The following is a 22,139-nucleotide window of genomic DNA, read 5'->3' on the forward strand; positions in this document are numbered from 1 at the left end:
CATCTACTCCTTTAAGACCGCATCAATATAGATGGATGGATTCAGCAACACTTCACCTGCGCCTGAAATAAACGGCATGAAGAGTTCCGCGCCGACCCCGAATACCACGGTAATGGCAACAAGGATTACTGTCGGAATGAACATTTGATTAAACACTGACTTTTTCAGTGGAACGGTTTCAACCGGTTCGCCCCAGAAAGCATAGATGAAAATACGAACTGCACTTAACAAGACGATTAGGCTGGTTGCCAGAATGACGATGCTGCCCCAAAATTGCGGGCCTTCAAATCCTCCTTGGACAATCAGCAGTTTTCCGGGAAATCCGCTGAGCGGTGGAATGCCAGCCAGTCCAAATGCTGCAACCAAATACGTCCAGCCAAGAACAGGGTAAGTTTTGATTAGGCCACCCATTTTCCGAAGGTCAGTAGTGCCAAACAATATGGCAACAATTCCTACAAGGAAGAACAGAGCGGCTTTGATCAGCATATCATGGAGCAGGTAGAAAATGGATCCTTCTACTCCAGGCTGGTTCAATTGAGCAATGCCGAACAAAATAACGCCGACAGCAATAATAATGTTGTAAATAATAATTTTTTTCACATCAAAATAGGCAAGTGCGCCAACACAACCGGCAAGAATGGTCAGGATGGCAATGATGCCAAGCAATTCATGAGTAAATCCGACGTTCATAGTAAAGAACAACGTGTATGTACGCATAATCGCATAGACGCCGACTTTTGTCAGCAATGCCCCGAACAACGCCAATATGGGAATCGGCGGTGAATAGTAAGACCCTGGCAACCAGAAATACAAAGGGAAGATGGCTGCTTTAAAGCCAAAGACAACCAGAAACATGACAGCAATAACGGTCAAGATTCCTGTTTCTTCAATTTGTGGAATCTTTACAGCCAAATCGGCCATGTTCAAAGTCCCTGTAACCGAGTAAAGGAACGCAACGGCTGCAACAAACAAAGCGGATGAAATGATGTTTACCAGCAAGTACTTAATGGATTCACGCAGTTGCGGTTTTTCTCCACCATGCACAATCAATGTATAAGAAGCCATTAGCAATACTTCAACAAATACGAATAAGTTGAAAATATCCCCCGTCGTGAAAGCGCCGTTAACGCCGACCATCAAGAATAAAACGGCAGGGTAGTAATAAGATTGTTCGCGCTTCATACCAATGGTTGGAAAGCTGTAGAAAACGACGAACAAGGTGATAATTGAGGAAGTAAGAACCAATAAGGCCGACAGTGGATCCGAGACCATTGAAATACCAAAGGGTGCCGGCCAGCTGCCGAGTGTAACTACTTGTACACCATCTGCATGAACTTTTGTGAGCAGGACGATTGCAGAGATTAAAGTTACTACTACGCCTATAGCAGCGAGTATGCGTTGAAGCTTTAAGCGCTTCGGGAAAATCATCAGGATAATAGCGAAAAAGAACGGGATGATGATTGGAAATAGAAGTAAGTTACTCATGATCTTCAGTTCCTCTCAGCAAATCCATATTGTCGGTACCGAGCTCCTGATAAGAACGATACGCAAGCACAAGGAAAAATGATGTAACGGCAAATGAAATGACAATAGCAGTCAAAATCAAAGCCTGGGGCAGCGGGTCAGCATAATCGCTGATGCTAACGCCATCAGCTACTACAGGAGGCGAGTTTCCACCAAGTCCACCCATAGTCAATAACAGAAGGTGAGCGCCATGGCTCAGCAACCCTGTCCCAATAACTATACGGATTAAGCTTTTTGAAAGCATTAAGTAAACAGCTGCCATAAAGAGAAATCCAATGGCAACCGACATAATTATTTCCATTATCCATCCTCTCCAATCGTTTGAATAATGGTCATCGTTACACCGACAACAACCAGGTAAACGCCAATGTCGAACAGCAAGGCCGAATGCAGAGACGTATTACCGAAAAGCGGTAAATTATAGTAATCATAAGCGTGAGTGAAGAATGGAACATCGAAAATGATAGATGCAGCAGCTGTGGCAAGTGCCAGCAATAAGCCGATTGCAGTCATGGTTACGTAATTTATCGGCAATATTTTTTTTACCGTTTCCAGGTCGAAAGCAAGCATCAGCAGGACAATTGCGCTGGTCGTCAATAATCCGCCGACAAATCCACCACCTGGTGTATAATGCCCTGCAAAGAAAATGTGGACAGCGAACATCAAAATGATGAAAGTCACTACTTTAGTGGCCGTTTGAAGCATAACATCATTTGTTTTCATGCTGATCCTCCTTTTTAGACAAGCGCAGTTTGATCATGGTGATGATGCCGATAGCCGTTATGCCGAGTACAGCAATCTCAAACAATGTATCAAACCCGCGATAATCCACCAAGATAACGTTGACGATATTTCCGCCGCCAGCTTCCGTATACACCGTTTCTTTGTAAAACTCGGAAATGGAAGGCAAGGCTTTTTGCGAATGGGATGCCAAAGCAATTAAAGTCATCGTAATGCCGACTCCCACTGCAACAACAGCATTTCCTAAACGGAAGCCCATTCGTTCTTCTTTTCGGCTCATCTGAGGCAAGTGATAAAATGCCAATAAGAACATGGCAACGGAAATCGTTTCAATGACCAATTGGGTCAAAGCTAAATCAGGTGCGCGGAAAATAACAAAGAACAAGGCAACTGAGTAACCGACTGCTCCCAAAGCGATGATGGCCGTCAGCCTTGATTTTGATACAAGAATAGTCATGGTAGAACCAATTAAGGCAATGAGTATAACAATTTCATAAAAACCGACTGGAGCAATGTTGGTTAAATCCAATACAAATGCATCAGTCAGATACAATGTTCCCAAAAGGATGAAGATAACGAAACTGAACATGTACACCAAATAGGAGCGAATAAAACCAGTCATATACAACATAGAAAAGCGGTTTGCTCCACCGTCGCTGAGGTACAGCAAGTTATCGTATAAAGCGTTTAGCGATATTGAATCTGGGAAACGCTCATAGCTTTTCTGCCATTTGTGCAGCGTCCAGAACATCAAGCCACCGACCGCAAAAATACCGAGGGTCATAAAGAGTTCGGTGTTGAAACCATGCCACGCGGATACGTGAACATCCACTTCTGCGGGTGAACTGTACAAGAAAGGCTGCATGGCCATAACGGCGGGTTTCACGAGCCAGTTGCCTACGTGATTTGGGATGAAGAAAATCACGATAACTAAAATGGCAAGAAACACAGGTGAAATCAGCATGCCGATTGGCGCTTCATGGGCTGGTTTTGGCAATTGATCCGGTTTGTGTTTGCCGGCAAACGTATGGAACACAAAATAGAAGCTGTAGATAAATGTAAATACTGAACCAAGCCAGGCGACTACAGGGAAGAGAACTCCCCATACATCCATTGAAAATAAATCAAATTCTGTTAGTGACAGCATAGCTGTCAAGAACATTTCTTTGCTTAGGAAGCCGCCGAATGGAGGCAGGCCTGCCATAGAGAAGGCTCCGATCATCGCAACAGTGAAACTGATTGGCATTAAGCTCATCAGTCCGCCAAGTTTGCGAATGTCTCGAGTGCCTGTTTCGTGGTCAATAATTCCAGCGACCATGAACAGGCTGCCTTTAAAGACAGCATGATTAATCAGATGGAATATCGCCGCAAAACCCGCATACATGAAAGAGGTTCCCGCAATATTTTCAATATGGTAACCAGCGGCTGATGCCCCGAGAAGCGACATGATCAAACCAAGCTGGGAAACCGTTGAAAATGCCAAGATGCCCTTCAAGTCTTTTTGTTTTAGTGCAAAGAACGAACCCCAAAACATTGTAAACAATCCGACTCCAGCAACCAACCACATCCATGTTCCGGATATGGCAAAAACAGGAGTTAGACGAGCAACTAAATAAAGACCTGCTTTTACCATTGTCGCAGAGTGCAAATAAGCACTGACAGGGGTAGGTGCTTCCATTGCATCTGGAAGCCAGATATAGAACGGGAATTGGGCCGACTTGGTAAATGCACCGAGCAGCACCAAGACAAGAGCCCATATGAAGAAATCGTGCGTGACCATTTCGGGAGCTTGCGTAATCAATTCGCGTATTGAGTATGTATTGCCCATAATGCTCAGCAGTACAAAGCCCCCAAGCATCATCAGTCCTCCAAAAACGGTGATCATCATAGATTTTAATGCACCGAACCTTGAACGATCACGGGTGTACCAATAACCGATCAATAGGAAAGATGAAATGGAGGTCAATTCCCAAAACAGGTAGAGGGTGATCAAGTGGTCACTTTGGACAATGCCGAGCATCGCCGTCATGAACATCAGGAGATAAACATAGAAATTATGTAATTGTTCACGGTGCTTGTCTAAATAAAATATCGAGTACAGCACCACTAAAGCCCCGATGCCGGTAATCAGTAATGTAAACAGCAGGCTTAGTCCGTCGATATACGCGACGAACGCGATATCAAGTGAAGGAATCCATTGGAATTCAGAGACTAGGTTGCCGCCATCGATGGTAGTTGGGAGCAATGATACATAGTAAATGAATAAAACGACGGGCACAACCAACACAAACCAACCCGTATGGATCTTTCCGACTTTCTTAAATAGCAGCGGAATAAAAAGAGCTGCAAGCAAAGGTAAAAAGATTAAAAATACAAATGACAAATGAATCCTCCTTCCAGCGTATATGTGATGAGTTTCTAATTAGAAATTATAACGCAAATGGAGTGGATTTGCATGATTCATCTACCAAGAAAGCCGAATCTATCAAAGTTCTCTCAAGCTTTTTAGATAGGAAGAAACCCATTTAAGTTAATTTTGTGAATTTGGATTTAAGCAGCAAAAAACCCGATTTTCAGTTGAAAACCGGGTTTTGATTACATGTTTTTCAGTTCCTGTTCCAGTAAGACATCTTCAAAATCCTGTTGCGGTTTCGCCAATGTATAGCGAAGGAAAGCAAAACCAATAACAAACAGCACACCGGTTACGATAAAGACCGAAGAAATCCCGATAAAGCCGCTGAGAATACCCCCAAACATTGGACCGACAATGTTTCCAAGAAATCGGAAGCTGGTGTTGTATCCCATAATCTCTCCCTGGATTTCAATGGGTGCTTCACGGCGCATTAAGGCAGTCGTTGTGGGAATCATTCCACCGACAGCAATACCGAACAGCAAGCGCAAAACAATCAATTGCCAAAGCTCGGTGACAAAAGCTTGGGGAATGATAAAGACAAAAGCGAGCAGCAGCAGAAAACCGAGTACTTTCTCGTAGCCAATTGAATCGCCTAGTCTTCCCCAGCGGCGTGCAAACAGCAAATTGCCGACGCCGGTTGCACTGAATGTAATCCCGGCAAGAAATGCCACTTGGGCGCTGCCTTCGGTTAACTCTGCGACATAAAGAGACAACAGCGGCTGAATACTGAAATTGCCGATTTGAATCAAAGCGGTGATGATCATAACGTTCAGCATCAAGCGATGGCTCAATATTCCACTAACGATGGTCTTGGGTGCGTAGATGTGAGCATCTTTTAATTTTACGCGTTTGATCTCATGCAGGCCAAAGACCACAAACAATGCAGCAATGGCAATAATGCTAGCTGTGATCAGAAAGGTGTATTCAAATCCGAAAGCATCTGCCATCAAGCCGCCAATTACGGGTCCGAAGAGCGTACCTGAGACACTGCCCATTTGCAGCGTACCAAGCGTTTTCCCGGCTGTTTCTTTCGGTGTTTGGGAGCTGACAAATGCCAGCGAAGTTGGGATGAATCCTGTCACAACCCCCATGAACAAACGAATCAAGAACAGTTCTGAAACAGAATCAGCTGTTCCCATTAAGAAGATGCTAATGGCGATGCCGAATCCGTTAATGATTAAAATAGGCTTAAAGCCATATTTATCAGCAATGCGCCCCCAAATCGGGGACATGATTAAGGCAGCAACGAACGTGACACCAAATACTAGTCCGGACCAGCGCTGGACATACTCGTCTGTAAAATCGCCAAGTGATTCAATATACAGCGATAAAAATGGCATAATCATGGTAGTGCTGCCGGCAACCAGGAAATTGGTGAACATGATAATAAAGAAATTCTTTTTCTGAGTATCCATAAGGAACCCTTCTTTCTAAGAGGAGCATCTGTTCTTATTATATATTATTTCGTCACACGAAAAAAGCGCTAAAACTTACCAGTGAATTCAAAAAATTTCTGTGCTAAAATAAGGCGGGGTGAAAAAGATGAAAAAAATAATGACGGCACCAATTTTATTGGCCTTATTCTTGGGCGCATGCTCGGGGCAGGAGGCAGATACAGTGACGGAAGAAACGCCTGAGTCAACCGAGAGTGAAGCAGTGGAAGTAGACGGCTACCCACAGTTATCTGCCGAAGTTGCTGAAAACGAATCACTTGTTGAGTTCACTACGTCAATGGGAACGATGCAGATCAAGCTGTTTCCAGATGTTGCACCTAAAGCAGTCGAGAACTTTTTGACGCATGCTGAGGACGGCTATTATGACGGCCTGACATTCCACCGCGTCATGGAAGATTTCATGATTCAGACGGGAGATCCGACCGGAACAGGCGGTGGTGGTGAAAGCATCTACGGCACACCGTTTGAAGACGAATTCCATGACCATCTCTTTAATATTCGAGGGGCCTTGTCAATGGCGAATGCTGGACCGGGAACGAATGGCAGCCAGTTTTTTATCGTTCAAGGACCGACAGCAGTAGATGAAGCCGACTTCACTGTCGAATACCCGGAAGAAATACGGGATGCTTACTTGGAGCAGGGTGGCGCGTTTTGGCTTGATGGCCAACACACCGTATTCGGCCAAGTAATTGAAGGCATGGAAGTTATAGATGCCATCGCAGCTGTTGAAACCGCAGAAGACAAGCCGGTTGAAGATGTGACCATTGATTCTATTGAAATATTGGAACAATAAACAGATTGCAGAAAAACCTTGGATGAAAGGTTTTTCTGCTTTTGTTTTTTGGTGTATGTTATTATAGCTGTTAATGTTGAAGAATTGATAGGTGAAATCAAATGGATACAAATGAAATGAACAGAAGAGCCGGTGCTGTGATGGAAGAATGGGACCCTTTTTCCATTGGTTCCGAGTTGTACGATGCAGAAATTGGGGAAGTGGTTGCTCAACTGCACGTGCTGGACCATCCGTCGGAACTCGCAAAAGAGATTCAGCGCATCTACGAAGACTCGTTTAAAAAATGGATTCCGCTGGAACAATGTGTGGATATTTCATACAAACTAATTGCGCTTAAATACGAGGCAAAACACATTATTTGAAACCAAAAAAGAGCGTTCAGCGAATTTTCGCTGAACGCTCTTTTGGGTCGAATCCTTATTTAGATCCTAAGCCGTCCACTAAGTTAGAAGCAGGGACTTCCAATGCATTTGAAAGAATAAGAATAGTAGAATTGGATGGCACTTCTTCGCCGCTTTCGTAAGCTTGAAGCTTGGCAACGCCAATTCTTGTTTTAAGAGCCAGTTCATCTAATGAGAGGTTGCGCTCTTCACGAAGCGCTTTTAGTTGGGCGTGTAAATCGTTTTTCAAATTCATGCACTCCTTCATATATGGAACTTTCTTCTATTTATATACTATCACGCACCGGTATTTTTCGGTAGGATAAGTTGTGGCATTTTTCAAACAGATAGATCAAAAAATGGCAATGATTCCTTGGATAAAGACCACAATAATCGCAACGGGTGCGACGTAGCGAACCAGTACGCGCCAAACATCAACCCATACTTTTTGCTGCGATAATTCGTTATGCGCATCTTCTTTTGTCAGCACGTAGCCTGCGAATAACGCGGTGAATAAGGCACCAAGCGGCAACCCGATTCGGCTGGTCAACGTATCAACAAAGTCGAAGAATGTGAAGCCGAAGAAGATTTCCTGCGGCATGACGCCGAAAGACAATGCGCTTGGAATCCCGACGACGAAAATCATCAGCCCAAAAATTAAAGCAACACGGCGGCGGCGATCGTACTTGCTCTTGACGCCAATGGAAACCGTAATTTCCAGCATGGAGATTGACGAAGTCAATGTTGCAAACAGCAAAAGTACAAAGAAGATGATCATCAAAAACTCACCCATAAACAGTTGGTCGAATATGGCTGGCAAAATAATGAATACCAATCCAGGGCCTTGATCAGGGGTATAACCCAAAGCGAAAACAGCTGGGAAGATAATCAATCCTGCCATAATCGAGATGACAATGTTGAGGGATACAACACTGACGGAAGACCGCGTTAGGTTTTCCGATTTTGACAAGTATGATGCATAAGTGATCATACCAGCAACACCGACACTCAGGGAGAAAAAGGCTTGGCCAAGCGCAATCAAGGCTGTTTCAAAATTAAAGAAAGACCAATCGGGAACGAACATAAAGCGCACGCCTTCCATGGCACCGTCAAGTGTTAGCGAACGAACCATCAACACGACAAAGAAAATTAATAAAGCGGGCATCATGATTTTGCTGGCGCGCTCGATGCCGCCTTTGATGCCGCCTTGTACGATCCAAATTGTCAGTCCCATGAACGCGGCTTGGGCAAGCAGGACTTCCCATGGATTTGTGATGATGCCGGTAAACAGTTCCGCAAAATCATTGTCCCCTAGATCGGACAGCTGGAACAGCACAGCACGTCCAAGGTAAGACAAGACCCATCCGCCTACGACACTGTAAAAGGATAAAATCAAAAATGAAAAAATAAATCCGGACCAGCCGATCAAATACCACGGTTTCCCGGGAGCTTGTTTTTTCAATCCACTGACTGCATCTGCCTGGCCTCTGCGGCCGATGACAAATTCAGCAAGAAGGATCGGCAATCCAATGGCCACAGTGCTGATGATGAACAACAGGATAAACACACTGCCGCCATTTGCGCCAGTTTCATAGGGGAACTTCCAAATGGCGCCTAAACCGATGGCACTTCCTGCGGCTGCAAGAATAAAGCCCAATTTGGAACTCCATTGTTCACGTTTCTTCAACTTCATCACTCCTATTTCATATAGATTTCCTCATTTTACACGAGCGGCACTAAAAAAAATAGCAGTTTTTGAAACGCTGCAGGGTTTGGTGCGTATAAGTATCTATTAAATAAATAAAATGATTATTCCGATAAATAAAAGGGGTGGGGCAATGACTTCTCTAAAGGATCTATACAGACAAGCACAAAAAGGAGACAGCTCCGCTTTTAATACATGGATCGACTGTGTCCAACCGAATACGGGCCGCTTCGCATATCAAGTAGGCGTTTCTATCGAACATCTGCCGGCCTTTCAACAGCGCACAATTGAGCCGCTTTATGCACAACTAGAAAAACTCACATCCAGAGAGGCAGAAATCGAACTCTACAAACTGATCATTCATGAGGCATCACTACTGGATTTTTCAGTCGAAAGCAAAAGACAGCATCAAGTTCTTGGGTTTTTGGAAGACCAGGAATTGCACGATGCACTGCAACAATTGGAACTGGCTCAAAGGATTTGTCTAGCTTTGTTTTATTTTCAAGAGCTTTCTTTAGAGGAAGTCCTAACGATTACAAAAAAATCCGAATCACGGTTTGTTGAGCTGAAGAATGAAGGACTGCAGAAATTGCAATCTCAATTGCAGTTGAACGAGCTGCAGATAACGCAAAGGCTGGCGATGCTTCAAAAATCGTACCAGCGTTTTACGCCACCACCTCCTTTTAGACAACAGCAACCGGAAAAAAAGTCCATTGGTGCCACAGATGCTATGCTTCTCCAATCGGCACAGCCACGCGTGCAGAAAAAAACGGCAATTGTATTGGGAGCTGCAGCCTTATTTCTGGCTGTGGTCATTGGCGCAACTTTTGCTGTCACGAATCAACAATCATCAACTGCAGGAACTACCGTTTTTCAGCAAGAAGACATAGTGACTGACGAAATGGTTGCAGATTGGCGCAGCCAATACGAAACCATTAAAAGAACCTCGCCGGCACGGTTAGGTATGACTCAAGAACAGTATGAACAACTGGAGTATGTCAAACGAGCTGACAGCGAAATGGAACTTGTTTTCAGTGAAGAAACGCTCGAATCATTTAAAGAAGATCCTATTGAATTGCAGTTCAAGGTGGAGCGGCTTTTCAGGGAAGTCGAAACACCACGGGGCATGGTGCAGTCCTTATCGGTGGGCAATTCTATACTGAGCGACGAAGTGGAAGTTTTTTTACAAGATTATGCGGCTAAGACCGATGAGTTGCGTGTATTTGCGGATAGCATTCTAATGAAATATCGGCAGGAATTGGAATCGACAATTGTCATGGACCAGCTGTCACCGGAAAAATTGCTGGCGCAAACAGAAAGCTATCCCGAAGAGCTGCGCATGGTTGTGGAAGCTCTACCTGAATCCAATCTATTCGTGGTCGCACACCCCAACGAAAATCGGTTTAGAACGGTGCGAGATGTAAGTTTTGTAAATCAGCAACAACCGATTATGAACGATCCATACGCTTGGCAATATTTGAATGTATTAAGCATCGAACCTTACTTTGATAGTAGTGGCTTTTTGGTGCCTCTAGATACGATTCCGCAGCACTTAATTACCATGGAGCAAGCATTATTGGAAGAAGACGAAGTACCAGCTTTGTTTGATGGAGTAGAAGTGGCCTATTTGCAAACTTTTTGGCAGTTGGTAAAAGGCAGCGGCAATTTCCCGGTTTTTGATGAAGAAGGAAAAGTGAAAATAGAATACCGCGAGGCTTGGAATGGTGTGTCTTCTTCTAATCCAATAGCCTATTTGATGCTGCCGATCCTTGAAGAAATGGAAGCGAGTGATTGGACGTCATCTGAGCATTATGATGATTTGAAGTTCGATGACTTGGCGGATGCTCTGGAAATGGAAAAGTCAGGTGAACTCGCTGATAAGCTGCCCAATGGCAACTTAGTGATTGAGGATGAATTGGTGGACCTAAAGGATTTTGACTATAGCCGGATTGAATCTCTATATGAGTCATTCGAATCCTCTTATGATCTGCAGATTTTGGCGGGGGTACCACCTCTTGATGTGCTGTTTATGTATCATTACGCCAATAAACTGGATGATACGGAAACACTTTGGCATTTGCTGGCAAACAGTCCGATCAAACCGACACTCGAAGTGTTTCAAGAAGTGTGGCAGCCAATCCCAGAACTGACGGAAAACGCAAATTGGATCGAACTCTCCGCAGATTCTCATAAAGGGCGGATGAAAGATAAGGTTTATATTTATCCACAAGTCGGTTCAGATGAATTTCTTGAACGATTAGATGCAGTATTGGTTACAGAGAAAGACCAAATTTGGCAAATCGACTACCAGCAATACAATACGTATGATTTGCTAGATGAAAATCAACAGTTTGTACAAACGATTGATTCTCTCTATGCGTCAATATCGGATCACTCCCAGAACCAATTGCCGGCTGAAACAGGAGCGGGAGAAGTGGCTGGCGTATTTTTCAAGGCTGCTGAAAACGAAGATGTTGCTGTGATGAAAAAACTGATGGCAGAAACCGACTGGACCAACGAAGAGTTGCAGTACTTTCTGGACCTTTCCAGCTTCCGTCCATTTTCGGAACTGGAGCAACTTACTTTCAGGACTCATTTCAGCCCCAACATGCCAACTCATTTGAGTGGCATCGTTGACATAAAATATGTCACTGAATCTCCAACTAGCGCGATTCAGGAAATGTATTTCATGGAAAAAACTGCGGTCGGATGGCGGATGGAAAACTTAAAAAATTTCTGATTTTGCTCTAAGCATATACCTGTGCTATAATATACAGATGCCAATAGGTGTACAGGACAATTAGATATGACTAGGAGCGGGTAAACATGACAAAAACATACCAAACAGGCGATACGGTTTCAGGTAAAGTAACTGGAATCCAGCCATACGGTGCATTCGTAGCTTTAGACGACCAAACACAAGGATTGGTTCACATTTCAGAAATCACTCACGGTTACGTAAAAGAAGTAAGTGAGTATTTGGCAGTAGGACAAGAAGTTGACGTGAAAGTATTGGAAGTTGATGAAAAATCTAAAAAAATCAGCTTGTCAATCCGCGCACTTCAAGAGCAGCCACCAGCAGCTCAAAGAACTGAAAAGCCAAAACAATCTCTTCAATCACACGTTAACGAAAGCGATTCTGAAGGATTCAATTCGTTGAAAGACAAAATGCAAGAGTGGATCAAACGCTCTGGGCAGTAAGACAACATAAAACGAAGCACAGACATCATGTCTGCGCTTCGTTTTTTTTGATTTTTCGTAACCGGTACTGCAAATTTTGGCGGCTCATGCCGAGAGCGGCAGCGGCTTTTGTTACATTACCGCTGTTTAAATCCATCGCTTTTTGCAGATAGTACATCTCAGCCTCAAATAAATATTCTTCTAAAGGCACAAGCTCCGTATTTGATTGAACAATAAAGTCTTCAGGCTTCAGGGCATCCTTTAAATCACTTTTAAGCTTGAAATGATGAGGCATCATGTCGGCTGTAACGATTTCCTGCGTTGTCAGCATGGAAGTGGTCTCATCAAGCAAGAGTTCAAGTTCTTTTAAATTTCCTGGCCAGTCGTATGCATGCAGCAAGTCACTGACTTCTGGATCCAATCCGCGGACAACTGAACCGACCTTCATCCGGTGGCGGGAAAAGTAGTCTTCTACAAACGGCAAAATGTCTTCTTTTCGGGAGCGCAGTGGTTCTACTTTGATGGTCATTGAGGAAAAGAAGTAAAACAAGTCCTTCAATAATTTATTCGAAGAGATCAATTCAACCGGATCGTCACCGACACTGGCGATGAAATACGTATTGCCGCGCGAACCTTCCTCAGCCATTTCCAGCAACTGTTCCTGCAAAGACAGCGGCAGCAAATCGATTCGTTCGCAGTAAATCGTGCCATCACCGACTTTCTGGATGTCTTCTCCCAATTGATCAATGATAGAGCCATCCGTTCCGTGGCAGTACAGTGTATACATCTGCCTGTCGGATGAGTGTGCCCAGTGAATCGCTTCGGCAATTAATTCTTTGCCGGTTCCCGACTCCCCGACCAGCAGCACTGGCAGTTTCGCCGTTGCTGCTTTTTCGGCTGTAGCAATTACTTTTTTCATGCTTTTTGATACAGCGGTAATGGTCGAGAAGGTAATGGGCTCATCGTATTTTCGGAGCGGCTGATAAATCACTTTTTCTAGAGTAGTCACGTCGCGTGATAATTCGATGGCTCCAATTAAAGTTTCTCCATCGCGGACAGGATACGTATCATTGATGGTGGTGATTTCCTGGCCTTTACGGTTCCAGTACGTTTGCTTAACGTTAAAAACCGGTGTTCCGCTTTGCAAAACTTGCAGCAGGGTACTTTCATGTTGGTCGAATCGGAACATTTCAAGCAGCGAACGGTCCGCCAGTTCCTCAAAGTCGAACCCTTCAATTTCCCTCATTTTTTTATTATATAAGACGGTTTTTCCTTTGAGATCGATGGCGTGAATCCCGATGGCCACGTGTTCTCCAGCAAATTTATAGAACGGCGATAAATCGTTTTTTTCCGGTTTCATGCTGTTCACTCCAAAATTATTTTGACTTTTTAAATAAAAACACTTGAATTATGCAACAATCTTTTGCATTATTATAAGTGGAAACAGTTTAAAAGTGCAAATTTTTTTTGCGCTTACTTAAAACTCAAGGAGGATTTACATGATTCCCTACAAACACGAACCATTCACAGATTTTTCGATTGACCAAAACCGCACAGACTTTCTGGAAGGCTTGAAAACAGTTGAAGCTTACCTGGGCCAAGACTATCCGTTGATTATTGGTGGCGAACGCGTAACCACTGAAGATAAAATTGTTTCGTTTAACCCTTCAAATAAAGAAGAACTTATTGGCCGCGTGTCAAAATCAACTAAAGAATTGGCTGAGCAGGCAATGCAGGCAGCTGATGAAGCTTTTAAAACTTGGAAAAAAGTGAAACCCGAAATTCGCGCTGATGTTTTGATGAGAGCAGCTGCGATTGTTCGTCGCCGCAAGCACGAATTCTCAGCACTTTTGACAAAAGAAGCCGGTAAGCCGTGGAACGAGGCAGATGCGGATACTGCAGAAGCCATCGATTTCCTGGAATACTACGCTCGCCAAATGCTGCGCTTGAAAGATGGCATGCCAGTAGAAAGCCGTCCAGGCGAAGACAACCGCTATGACTACATTCCATTGGGGGTAGGCGTTGTTATCTCTCCATGGAACTTTGCCTTTGCGATTATGGCTGGAACAACAGTTGCTGCAATGGTTGCAGGAAACACGGTTCTATTAAAGCCAGCTTCAACTACACCGGTTGTGGCTTACAAATTCATTGAAGTTCTGGAAGAAGCGGGCATGCCGCGAGGCGTAGTCAACTACATTCCTGGACCAGGCTCTGAAGTTGGAGATTACTTGGTAGATCACGCGAATACACGCTTTATCTCATTTACGGGTTCAAAAGAAGTCGGCCTGCGCATTGCAGAACGTTCTTCAAAAGTAAACGAAGGACAAGTTTGGATGAAACGCCTGATTGCTGAAATGGGCGGCAAGAACACAATGGTGGTGGACAAGGAAGCGGATCTTGAGCTTGCTGCACAATCAATTGTAAAATCAGCATTTGGCTTTAGCGGACAGAAATGTTCAGCGGGTTCACGTGCGGTTATCGTTGAAGATGTTTACGATACCGTTTTGGAACGCGTAATTGAATTGACAAAAGAATTGACGATCGGTGATCCGGTTGATCAATCCAACTACATGGGGCCTGTTATTGATGGCAACTCATACAAAAAAATCATGGACTATATCGAAATCGGCAAAGAAGAAGGACGTTTGGTTGCTGGTGGAGACGGCGACGATTCTAAAGGTTTCTTCGTTAACCCAACTGTTTTTGCTGATCTTGATCCGCAGGCGCGCATTATGCAGGAAGAAATCTTCGGCCCGGTTGTCGGCTTGACAAAAGCAAAAGATTTTGACCATGCAATCGAAATCGCCAACAACACCGAGTATGGCTTGACTGGCGGAGTGATCACAAACAATCGCGCGAACCTGGAAAAAGCACGTGAAGATTTCCATGTAGGAAACCTTTACTTTAACCGCGGCTGTACAGGCGCTATCGTTGGGTACCAATCATTTGGCGGATTCAACATGTCTGGAACAGATTCGAAAGCAGGCGGCCCGGACTATATCGGTCTTCACATGCAAGCAAAAACTACTTCTGAAATGTATTAATCAATCAGAAACTGGTATAATAATTCATTAAAAGGCAGACTAAGGTCTGCCTTTTTTTAAAAAAAGGAGGAAATTACATGACACAAACACAAACGATTATTGAGCAAACAGAAAAATACGGGGCAAACAACTATCACCCACTGCCAATCGTAATTACAGAAGCAGAAGGTGTTTGGGTCAAAGATCCTGAAGGCAATAAATTCATGGATATGCTGTCAGCTTATTCAGCTGTTAACCAAGGACATCGCCATCCAAAAATTATCCAGGCATTAAAAGACCAGGCAGACCGTGTTACGTTGACTTCACGTGCGTTCCATAATGATAAGCTGGCTCCTTGGTACCAAATGATCTGTGACATTTCCGGCAAAGAAATGGCATTGCCAATGAACACTGGTGCTGAAGCTGTGGAAACGGCCATTAAAGCAGCTCGCCGCTGGGCTTATGACGTTAAGGGCGTTGCGGAAAATCAGGCAGAAATTATTGCGTGCGACGGCAACTTCCACGGTCGTACAATGACAGCTGTGTCGTTATCATCAGATCCTGAATACCGCAAAGGTTTCGGTCCGATGCTTCCTGGCATCAACTTGGTTCCTTTTGGTGACTTGGAAGCATTGAAAAATGCAATTACGCCGAACACTGCTGCGTTCTTGATCGAACCGATCCAAGGTGAAGCCGGAATCATTATGCCTCCACAAGGTTTCTTGAAAGCTGCGAGAGAGCTTTGCCGCGAAAACAATGTTCTTTTCATTGCGGATGAAATCCAATGCGGTCTTGCACGTACTGGCAAAATGTTCGCGTGTGAATGGGAAGATGTAAATCCGGATATGTACATCTTGGGCAAAGCACTAGGCGGCGGGGTATTCCCGATTTCATGTGTAGTTGCTGATAAATCTGTACTTGGCGTATTCAATCCAGGCTCACACGGTTCAACTTTTGGCGGCAATCCGCTTGCTTGTGCCGTATCAGTTGCTTCTATGGAAGTATTGCTTGACGAGAAGCTTGCAGAGCGTTCGCAGGAACTGGGTGAATACTTCATGGGCAAATTGCGTGAAATCCAACACCCATCTGTTAAAGAAGTCAGAGGCCGTGGGTTGTTCATCGGCATGGAATTGACAGAAGCAGCAAGACCGTACTGTGAACAATTAAAAGAGTTAGGTCTTCTTTGCAAAGAAACGCATGACACGGTCATCCGCTTTGCGCCGCCGTTGATCATCACAAAAGATGAATTGGATTGGGCGATTGAGCGCATTCAAAAAGTATTCTCTAAATAACATCGGCATGGCACATAAATCTTGACATGTGTTACACTAGATGCTGAGTAATTACTAACTAAAAAGAGGCGAACTAATACAATGGCTGAAAACTTGAACTTGTTGACGTCTACGCAGAATGTTATTAAAACTGCATTGGATAAGCTTGGATACGAAGATGCGATGTACGAACTTCTAAAAGAACCGATGCGGATTTTGGAAGTGCGCATTCCAGTACGGATGGATGATGGCAAAACAAAAGTCTTTACAGGTTACCGTGCTCAACACAGTGATGCAGTGGGACCGACAAAAGGTGGAGTCCGTTTTCATCCGGATGTAAATCGTGATGAGGTCATTGCTTTATCAATGTGGATGACATTGAAATGTGGAATTGTGGAATTGCCTTATGGCGGAGCTAAAGGCGGCATCATCTGTGACCCGCGCGAAATGTCCATGCATGAAATCGAAAAATTGAGCCGTGGCTACGTTCGTGCGATCAGCCAGATCGTCGGACCGAACAAAGACATTCCGGCACCGGACGTGTTTACGAACTCACAGATTATGGCGTGGATGTACGATGAATACAGCAAAATCGATGAATTCAACTCTCCTGGCTTTATTACGGGCAAGCCGATTGTTCTTGGCGGCTCTCAAGGCCGAGACAAAGCAACGGCTCAAGGTGTCACCATCTGTATTAATGAAGCTGCCAAAAAGCGCGGACTGGATATGCAGGGGGCGCGCGTTGTGATTCAAGGTTTTGGCAATGCCGGAAGCTTCCTTGCGAAGTTCCTGCATGACGCTGGAGCAAAAGTAGTCGGAATCTCAGATGCCTACGGTGCTCTTCATGATCCGGATGGCTTAGACATTGATTATTTATTGGATCGCCGCGACAGCTTTGGAACGGTTACAACGTTGTTTGATAACACCATTACAAACAAAGAGTTGTTTGAACTGGATTGCGACATCCTGGTACCTGCAGCGATCGCAAACCAAATTACAGAAGAAAATGCCAACGACATTAAAGCTTCTATCGTTGTCGAAGCAGCGAACGGCCCGACAACTGCTGAAGCCACTAAAATGCTGACAGACCGCGGAATCCTATTGGTTCCTGATGTTTTAGCAAGCTCTGGTGGAGTGACGGTTTCCTACTTTGAATGGGTGCAAAATAACCAAGGTTATTACTGGACGCAGGAAGAAGTGGACGAAAAACTCAACAAAAAACTGGTAGACGCATTTGAAAATGTCTACAACGTTGCCACAACACGCAATATAGATATGCGCTTGGCAGCTTATATGGTCGGCGCCCGCAGAACTGCTGAAGCTTCACGCTTCCGTGGATGGGTATAAGACTTTAAAAAACCGCCTGGATCCCAATCCAGGCGGTTTTTCCGTCTCAATCTTTTGCTTTTTGATTGGAGAAACTCCATAATAAAATTTGAATAGAGGAGGATGATTGGATGAATGCATTTTCATTTTATAACCCGGTAAAACTTATTTTTGGCAAAGGACAGCTGCAAGAGGCCAAGAAAGAATTGCCGAAATTCGGCAAGAAAGTATTGCTTGTATATGGTGGCGGCAGCATCAAAAAGAATGGCCTGTACGACGAAGTCATTCAAATGTTGTCAGAAGCTGACTTGGAAGTTTTCGAGCTTGCAGGAGTAGAACCAAATCCACGGATCTCAACTGCCAAAAAAGGCATTGAAATCTGCAAAAAAGAAGGCATAGAGATGATTTTAGCAGTAGGCGGCGGTTCAGTCATTGACTGCACCAAACTCATTGCTTGTGGCGCTAAGTACGACGGAGATGCATGGGATTTCGTTTCCCGCAAAGCTCAGCCCAAAGAAGCACTGCCTTTCGGGACAGTTCTGACACTCGCTGCAACCGGTTCTGAAATGAATGCGGGTTCTGTTATTACCAATGAAGAAACACAAGAGAAATATGGATGGGGAAGCCCGTTGTCATTCCCGCAATTCTCAATCCTGGATCCGACCTATACATTATCGGTACCGGAAAACCACACGGTCTACGGAATTGTGGACATGATGTCCCATATTTTTGAACAATACTTTAATGATGCGACGAATACACCGGTTCAAGACCGTATGTGCGAAGGTGTCTTAAAAGCAGTCATCGAAACGGCACCAAAATTGATGGAAGACCCTCAGAGCTACGAACACCGTGAAACGATCCTGTTTGCCGGAACAATGGCTTTGAACAAATTCCTTGAGATGGGCTATAGAGGCGACTGGGGTTCACACAATATCGAGCACGCAGTATCTGCAGTTTATGATATTCCCCATGCAGGTGGATTGGCAATTCTCTTCCCGCAATGGATGCGCCACAACGTAAAAATCAACCCTGCGCGTTTTGCTCAAATGGCCGTTCGTGTCTTCGACGTGGATCCAACAGGAAAATCGGAGTCTGATATCGCGTACGAAGGAATCGATCGATTATCAGCATTTTGGACTTCACTGGGGGCACCAACACGCTTAGACTACTACGATATTGATGATTCAAAAGTAGACTTGATGGTTGAAAAAGCTATGGTTTACGGCGAATTCGGCAATTTTGCAAAATTAAAAGGCCAAGACGTCAAAGAAATTCTACAAGCTTCTCTATAGAAAAAAGGTTCAGCGCATAGCGCCGAACCTTTTTTTTTTCGTTTATTTTTGATCGAGTGAGGCGGGACGATTGCTGAGATGTTTCCAATGGGTTTCGCCATCGTCCGCATCAAGAGAAACAATCACGTCATTGACACTCGGTTGGCTAAGAAGAATTTCTGCTAAACGTTCCTGCAAAGCATCGGCCTGAGTGACATTTAAATTTGGATCAACTTCAATTTTTGTTTCAACATGAAGGAATTCGCCTTCTTTTACAACTTCCAATTCTTTTATGTCCCGTACGTCAGGATGCTCGCTCAACAAGTGAGCGATGTGATTGACCATTTGTTCGTCTGTTTCACCGATCGCTCCTCGGGCATTGTCCAAAAAGACTTTCCCGACTACATAAAGCATCATAAAGCCAATTGCAATGGAAGCCGCGCCCTCAATTTGCAGAAAGCCTGTATAATGCGCAATCAATACTGCGGTCAGAGCCAATACGCCGCCTCCAGTCGCAACCAAATCTTCAAGGAAGACTAGTTTCGTAGCCGGCTTCGCTCGATCCAAATGCTTAAAGCTCGTGGTCAATGGAGCCATCGGACCGCCTTCAACACCCGCTTCGTGCAAGATTTCTTTACCTGCTTTATAAAGAACAAAAAATTCCAGAATAATTGCAATTGATAATACGACCACACTAATAATAAATCCTTGTGCTTCAACAGGATGAGTCATTTGGTGCCAGCCTTCAATAATGGTTTCATAAGCCATAATCCCAACAATCAATACGGCTCCTAGCAATACAATATTCAATAGACGCCCAAAACCATTCGGGAATCGTTTAGTCGGCGCTTTTTTCGAAAGGGCAGAACCGATAAAAACGAAATACTGATTGGCGGCATCGCCGATCGAGTGCATGGTCTCCGCAAACATTGCAACATTTCCGGTAAAAAAGAACGCGACTCCTTTCATAATAGCGATAAACGTATTAATGATTGCTGCCGTCAAAGACGGCTTATTGCCATTTTTCAATAAACCAAAAAACTCTTGCATAAAAATTCCTCCTCGATCAAATCAATTCAATTTCAACTCGTTTTACTTTTTCCATCTCGGATATTTCTTTGTACAAATCGATTGGGTCTTTTTCATGTGAAAAGGACATGCGAATCGATACCACGTGGAAGGAAGCGGTACTCTCTTGGTCTGTATGAGTAATGGAAATACTTTCGACAACTGATCCGCCAGTTTTTAATTCGTTGAACACCTCCTTTATCGCCGCTTGATCTTCGACGATCACTTTTAAATTCGCTTCCACCATCTTTAAGCGTTTAGGTCCAAACTTAAAGAGTAGGGGAGGCAGAAGTTCAATCCCGATTAAAACAAGCAGAACTGCAGTTACAGCCTCTATATAAAAGCCAGCTGCCACTGCAATACCGATTCCACCCGCACCCCAAATCATAGCCGCCGTCGTCAATCCCGATATAGAATCATTGCCGCGTTTTAATATGACACCGGCTCCTAAGAAACCAATACCCGATACAATCTGTGCGGCGAGGCGCAGCGGATCCATGGTGATATTAACATTGTCATACTGGCTGCCCTGTGCAATATATGCGGACTCAATTGAGATGATCGTCAATAGGCAACTAAAAGTCGAAATAACGACGCTTGTTTTTAATCCAACAGGCTTTCTTTTTAATTCCCTTTCCAACCCAATAACTAAACTTAAAAGAGCAGCGATCACAAGTTTAAAGAATGTTTCATACGATGAGACTTGTAATGAACTGAAAAATTCCATAAGGACAATCCCTCATTTCTTGTTCTGATATTGATTCTGATGGTGGAAAGTGGCAAACTTATTAGGTGCGTCGTCGGTAAATAAGTAAAAGAAGAGGTGCCTGAATGGAAAAACCGGCTATCCATCCATATATCCCTATTATAGTAGGAGTTTTCTCTGTAGCGCTATCAGCTATTTTTGTGAAGATGACATCAGCTGATTCAGGAGTTACCGCTTTTTATAGAATGCTGTTCTCCGTATTGATTATGAGCCCGATCTTTTTCCTAAAATATACCCATGAAATTAAAAAGCTAAGCAAGAGAGATTGGCTGTTTACTTCTATAGCTGGAATCTTTTTAGCATTTCATTTTATTTTGTGGTTTGAATCTCTCAACTATACATCAGTCGCCAGTTCAACTGTGCTCGTGACTTTGCAGCCTTTATTCGCTTTTGCCGGAACTTACATCTTTTTTAATGAGAAAATTTCTCTTAAGACTTTGGTGGCTGGAGCTATTGCGATTTTAGGCAGTGTGTTAATTGGTTATGGAGATTTTAAAATAAGTGGCAGTGCTCTATACGGAGATTTATTGGCGTTGATTGCCTGCGCATTGATTACTGCTTACTTGTTATTCGGCCAAGATGTAAGAAAAAGGTTATCACTGGTAACCTATACATTTGTAGTTTATAGCATTAGTACTATAACGTTATTCTTCTATATTTTATTCAAAGGGGAATCGTTTGGTCCTTATCCTGCTTCCGAGTGGATGTGGTTTTTGCTGTTAGCACTCATTCCAAACTTGTTAGGGCATACTTTATTCAACTGGGCTTTGAAGTGGGTCAGTACCAATGTCATATCAATTGCGATTCTTTTTGAGCCGGTAGGTGCTGCTATTCTTGCCTATTACATCCTTGGAGAAAGCCTGAGCGCCTCTCAAATTATCGGCGGAAGTATAGTGTTGGCGGGGATTACACTGTTTGTTGCAGACTATCAAAAAATTAAAATGCGCTTTTTGAAAATTAAAGGTTGATTTTTAGCTCGTGGCGGTTTATATTTATATATGTCCTTAAGACGGCTCGAGAAAAATATTTTGAAATAGTATTGACAGCGAGAACGGAATAGGATATATTAATAAAGTCGCCAATGAGCGCGGCAAACAACTTGAACCTTGAAAACTGAACAGCAAAACGTCAACAAAACGCAACGGTCGCGCAAAACGGCCCGCGCAAAACTACTGATCAGCGTTATGCAGATCACGAGCGAATCGCGCGTCTTTTCAGACC

General features: G+C 43.9%; 19 protein-coding genes. 9 read left to right on the forward strand and 10 right to left on the reverse strand.

Translation table 11 applies throughout. The features are described from left to right. Positions 1-3: 3 nt before the first annotated feature. The 5 genes from AC4EHK_RS17025 to AC4EHK_RS17045 form a co-directional block, all read right to left on the reverse strand. Positions 4-1,485, reverse strand: a complete 1,482-nt coding sequence (locus tag AC4EHK_RS17025) for a Na+/H+ antiporter subunit D (RefSeq protein ID WP_490979953.1) — start codon at positions 1,483-1,485, stop codon at positions 4-6. Continuing rightward, positions 1,478-1,825, reverse strand: a complete 348-nt coding sequence (locus AC4EHK_RS17030; RefSeq protein WP_490979954.1) for a Na(+)/H(+) antiporter subunit C — start codon at positions 1,823-1,825, stop codon at positions 1,478-1,480. Before AC4EHK_RS17030 ends, AC4EHK_RS17025 begins: the two co-directional genes overlap by 8 nt. Then, the gene (locus tag AC4EHK_RS17035) at positions 1,825-2,247 is read right to left on the reverse strand and encodes a Na(+)/H(+) antiporter subunit B (RefSeq protein ID WP_490979955.1); all 423 of its coding nucleotides are present in this window, start codon (positions 2,245-2,247) and stop codon (positions 1,825-1,827) included. The genes AC4EHK_RS17030 and AC4EHK_RS17035 overlap by 1 nt, the downstream gene beginning before the upstream one ends. Further along, positions 2,234-4,648 carry a Na+/H+ antiporter subunit A gene (locus AC4EHK_RS17040; RefSeq protein ID WP_490979956.1) on the reverse strand — a complete coding sequence of 805 codons (2,415 nt, stop codon included), beginning with the start codon at positions 4,646-4,648 and terminating at the stop codon, positions 2,234-2,236. Before AC4EHK_RS17040 ends, AC4EHK_RS17035 begins: the two co-directional genes overlap by 14 nt. Before the next feature lie 212 nt (positions 4,649-4,860). After that, a complete protein-coding gene (locus AC4EHK_RS17045; RefSeq protein WP_490979957.1) occupies positions 4,861-6,093 on the reverse strand; it encodes an MFS transporter in 1,233 nt (410 codons plus the stop codon). Positions 6,094-6,220: 127 nt separating this feature from the next. On the opposite strand from AC4EHK_RS17045, the gene AC4EHK_RS17050 reads away from it, so the two are divergent. Both AC4EHK_RS17050 and AC4EHK_RS17055 read left to right on the forward strand, forming a co-directional pair. Continuing rightward, positions 6,221-6,925 carry a peptidylprolyl isomerase gene (locus AC4EHK_RS17050; protein ID WP_490979958.1) on the forward strand — a complete coding sequence of 235 codons (705 nt, stop codon included), beginning with the start codon at positions 6,221-6,223 and terminating at the stop codon, positions 6,923-6,925. A 101-nt stretch (positions 6,926-7,026) separates the two neighbouring features. Continuing rightward, entirely contained in the window at positions 7,027-7,287 is a 261-nt protein-coding gene (locus AC4EHK_RS17055) for a DUF1871 family protein (RefSeq protein ID WP_490979959.1), read from the forward strand. A 55-nt stretch (positions 7,288-7,342) separates the two neighbouring features. Here AC4EHK_RS17055 and AC4EHK_RS17060 read toward each other — a convergent pair whose 3' ends face one another. Continuing rightward, positions 7,343-7,561 carry a helix-turn-helix domain-containing protein gene (locus AC4EHK_RS17060; protein ID WP_490979960.1) on the reverse strand — a complete coding sequence of 73 codons (219 nt, stop codon included), beginning with the start codon at positions 7,559-7,561 and terminating at the stop codon, positions 7,343-7,345. Positions 7,562-7,657: 96 nt separating this feature from the next. Beyond that, on the reverse strand, positions 7,658-8,992 hold the full coding sequence (locus AC4EHK_RS17065) for a sodium-dependent transporter (protein WP_490979961.1): 1,335 nt from the start codon (positions 8,990-8,992) through the stop codon (positions 7,658-7,660). Positions 8,993-9,143: 151 nt separating this feature from the next. Between AC4EHK_RS17065 and AC4EHK_RS17070 the strand changes: the two genes are divergently transcribed. Then, the gene (locus AC4EHK_RS17070) at positions 9,144-11,750 is read left to right on the forward strand and encodes an RNA polymerase sigma factor (RefSeq protein WP_490979962.1); all 2,607 of its coding nucleotides are present in this window, start codon (positions 9,144-9,146) and stop codon (positions 11,748-11,750) included. Between the two features lie 86 nt (positions 11,751-11,836). Beyond that, entirely contained in the window at positions 11,837-12,211 is a 375-nt protein-coding gene (gene yugI, locus AC4EHK_RS17075; RefSeq protein WP_142828969.1) for a S1 domain-containing post-transcriptional regulator GSP13, read from the forward strand. 25 nt (positions 12,212-12,236) lie between these two features. On the opposite strand, the gene AC4EHK_RS17080 is transcribed toward yugI, so the two are convergent. Then, positions 12,237-13,550: a sigma 54-interacting transcriptional regulator gene (locus tag AC4EHK_RS17080; protein WP_490979963.1), complete on the reverse strand. Its 1,314-nt coding sequence runs from the start codon at positions 13,548-13,550 to the stop codon at positions 12,237-12,239. Positions 13,551-13,689: 139 nt separating this feature from the next. Between AC4EHK_RS17080 and pruA the strand changes: the two genes are divergently transcribed. The 4 genes from pruA to AC4EHK_RS17100 all read left to right on the forward strand — a co-directional run bounded on the left by pruA (position 13,690) and on the right by AC4EHK_RS17100 (position 19,105). Further along, positions 13,690-15,234 (forward strand): L-glutamate gamma-semialdehyde dehydrogenase, encoded by a 1,545-nt coding sequence (pruA, locus tag AC4EHK_RS17085; protein WP_490979964.1) that lies wholly within the window; start codon positions 13,690-13,692, stop codon positions 15,232-15,234. A gap of 77 nt (positions 15,235-15,311) precedes the next feature. Continuing rightward, the gene (locus tag AC4EHK_RS17090) at positions 15,312-16,505 is read left to right on the forward strand and encodes an ornithine--oxo-acid transaminase (protein WP_490979965.1); all 1,194 of its coding nucleotides are present in this window, start codon (positions 15,312-15,314) and stop codon (positions 16,503-16,505) included. A gap of 81 nt (positions 16,506-16,586) precedes the next feature. Continuing rightward, complete coding sequence (locus AC4EHK_RS17095) at positions 16,587-17,831, forward strand: Glu/Leu/Phe/Val family dehydrogenase (RefSeq protein WP_223641994.1); 1,245 nt, start codon at positions 16,587-16,589, stop codon at positions 17,829-17,831. Between the two features lie 110 nt (positions 17,832-17,941). Then, positions 17,942-19,105 carry an iron-containing alcohol dehydrogenase gene (locus AC4EHK_RS17100; protein ID WP_490979966.1) on the forward strand — a complete coding sequence of 388 codons (1,164 nt, stop codon included), beginning with the start codon at positions 17,942-17,944 and terminating at the stop codon, positions 19,103-19,105. 42 nt (positions 19,106-19,147) lie between these two features. Here the strand turns inward: AC4EHK_RS17100 and AC4EHK_RS17105 are convergent, their stop codons facing one another. Further along, positions 19,148-20,134, reverse strand: a complete 987-nt coding sequence (locus tag AC4EHK_RS17105) for a cation diffusion facilitator family transporter (protein ID WP_490979967.1) — start codon at positions 20,132-20,134, stop codon at positions 19,148-19,150. A 16-nt stretch (positions 20,135-20,150) separates the two neighbouring features. After that, entirely contained in the window at positions 20,151-20,879 is a 729-nt protein-coding gene (locus AC4EHK_RS17110; RefSeq protein WP_490979968.1) for an MgtC/SapB family protein, read from the reverse strand. A 104-nt stretch (positions 20,880-20,983) separates the two neighbouring features. Here AC4EHK_RS17110 and AC4EHK_RS17115 point away from each other — a divergent pair, with 104 nt between their 5' ends. Further along, the gene (locus tag AC4EHK_RS17115; RefSeq protein WP_490979969.1) at positions 20,984-21,886 is read left to right on the forward strand and encodes a DMT family transporter; all 903 of its coding nucleotides are present in this window, start codon (positions 20,984-20,986) and stop codon (positions 21,884-21,886) included. Positions 21,887-22,139: the final 253 nt, after the last annotated feature.

Source organism: Planococcus sp. TJ-307, from assembly GCF_058268435.1.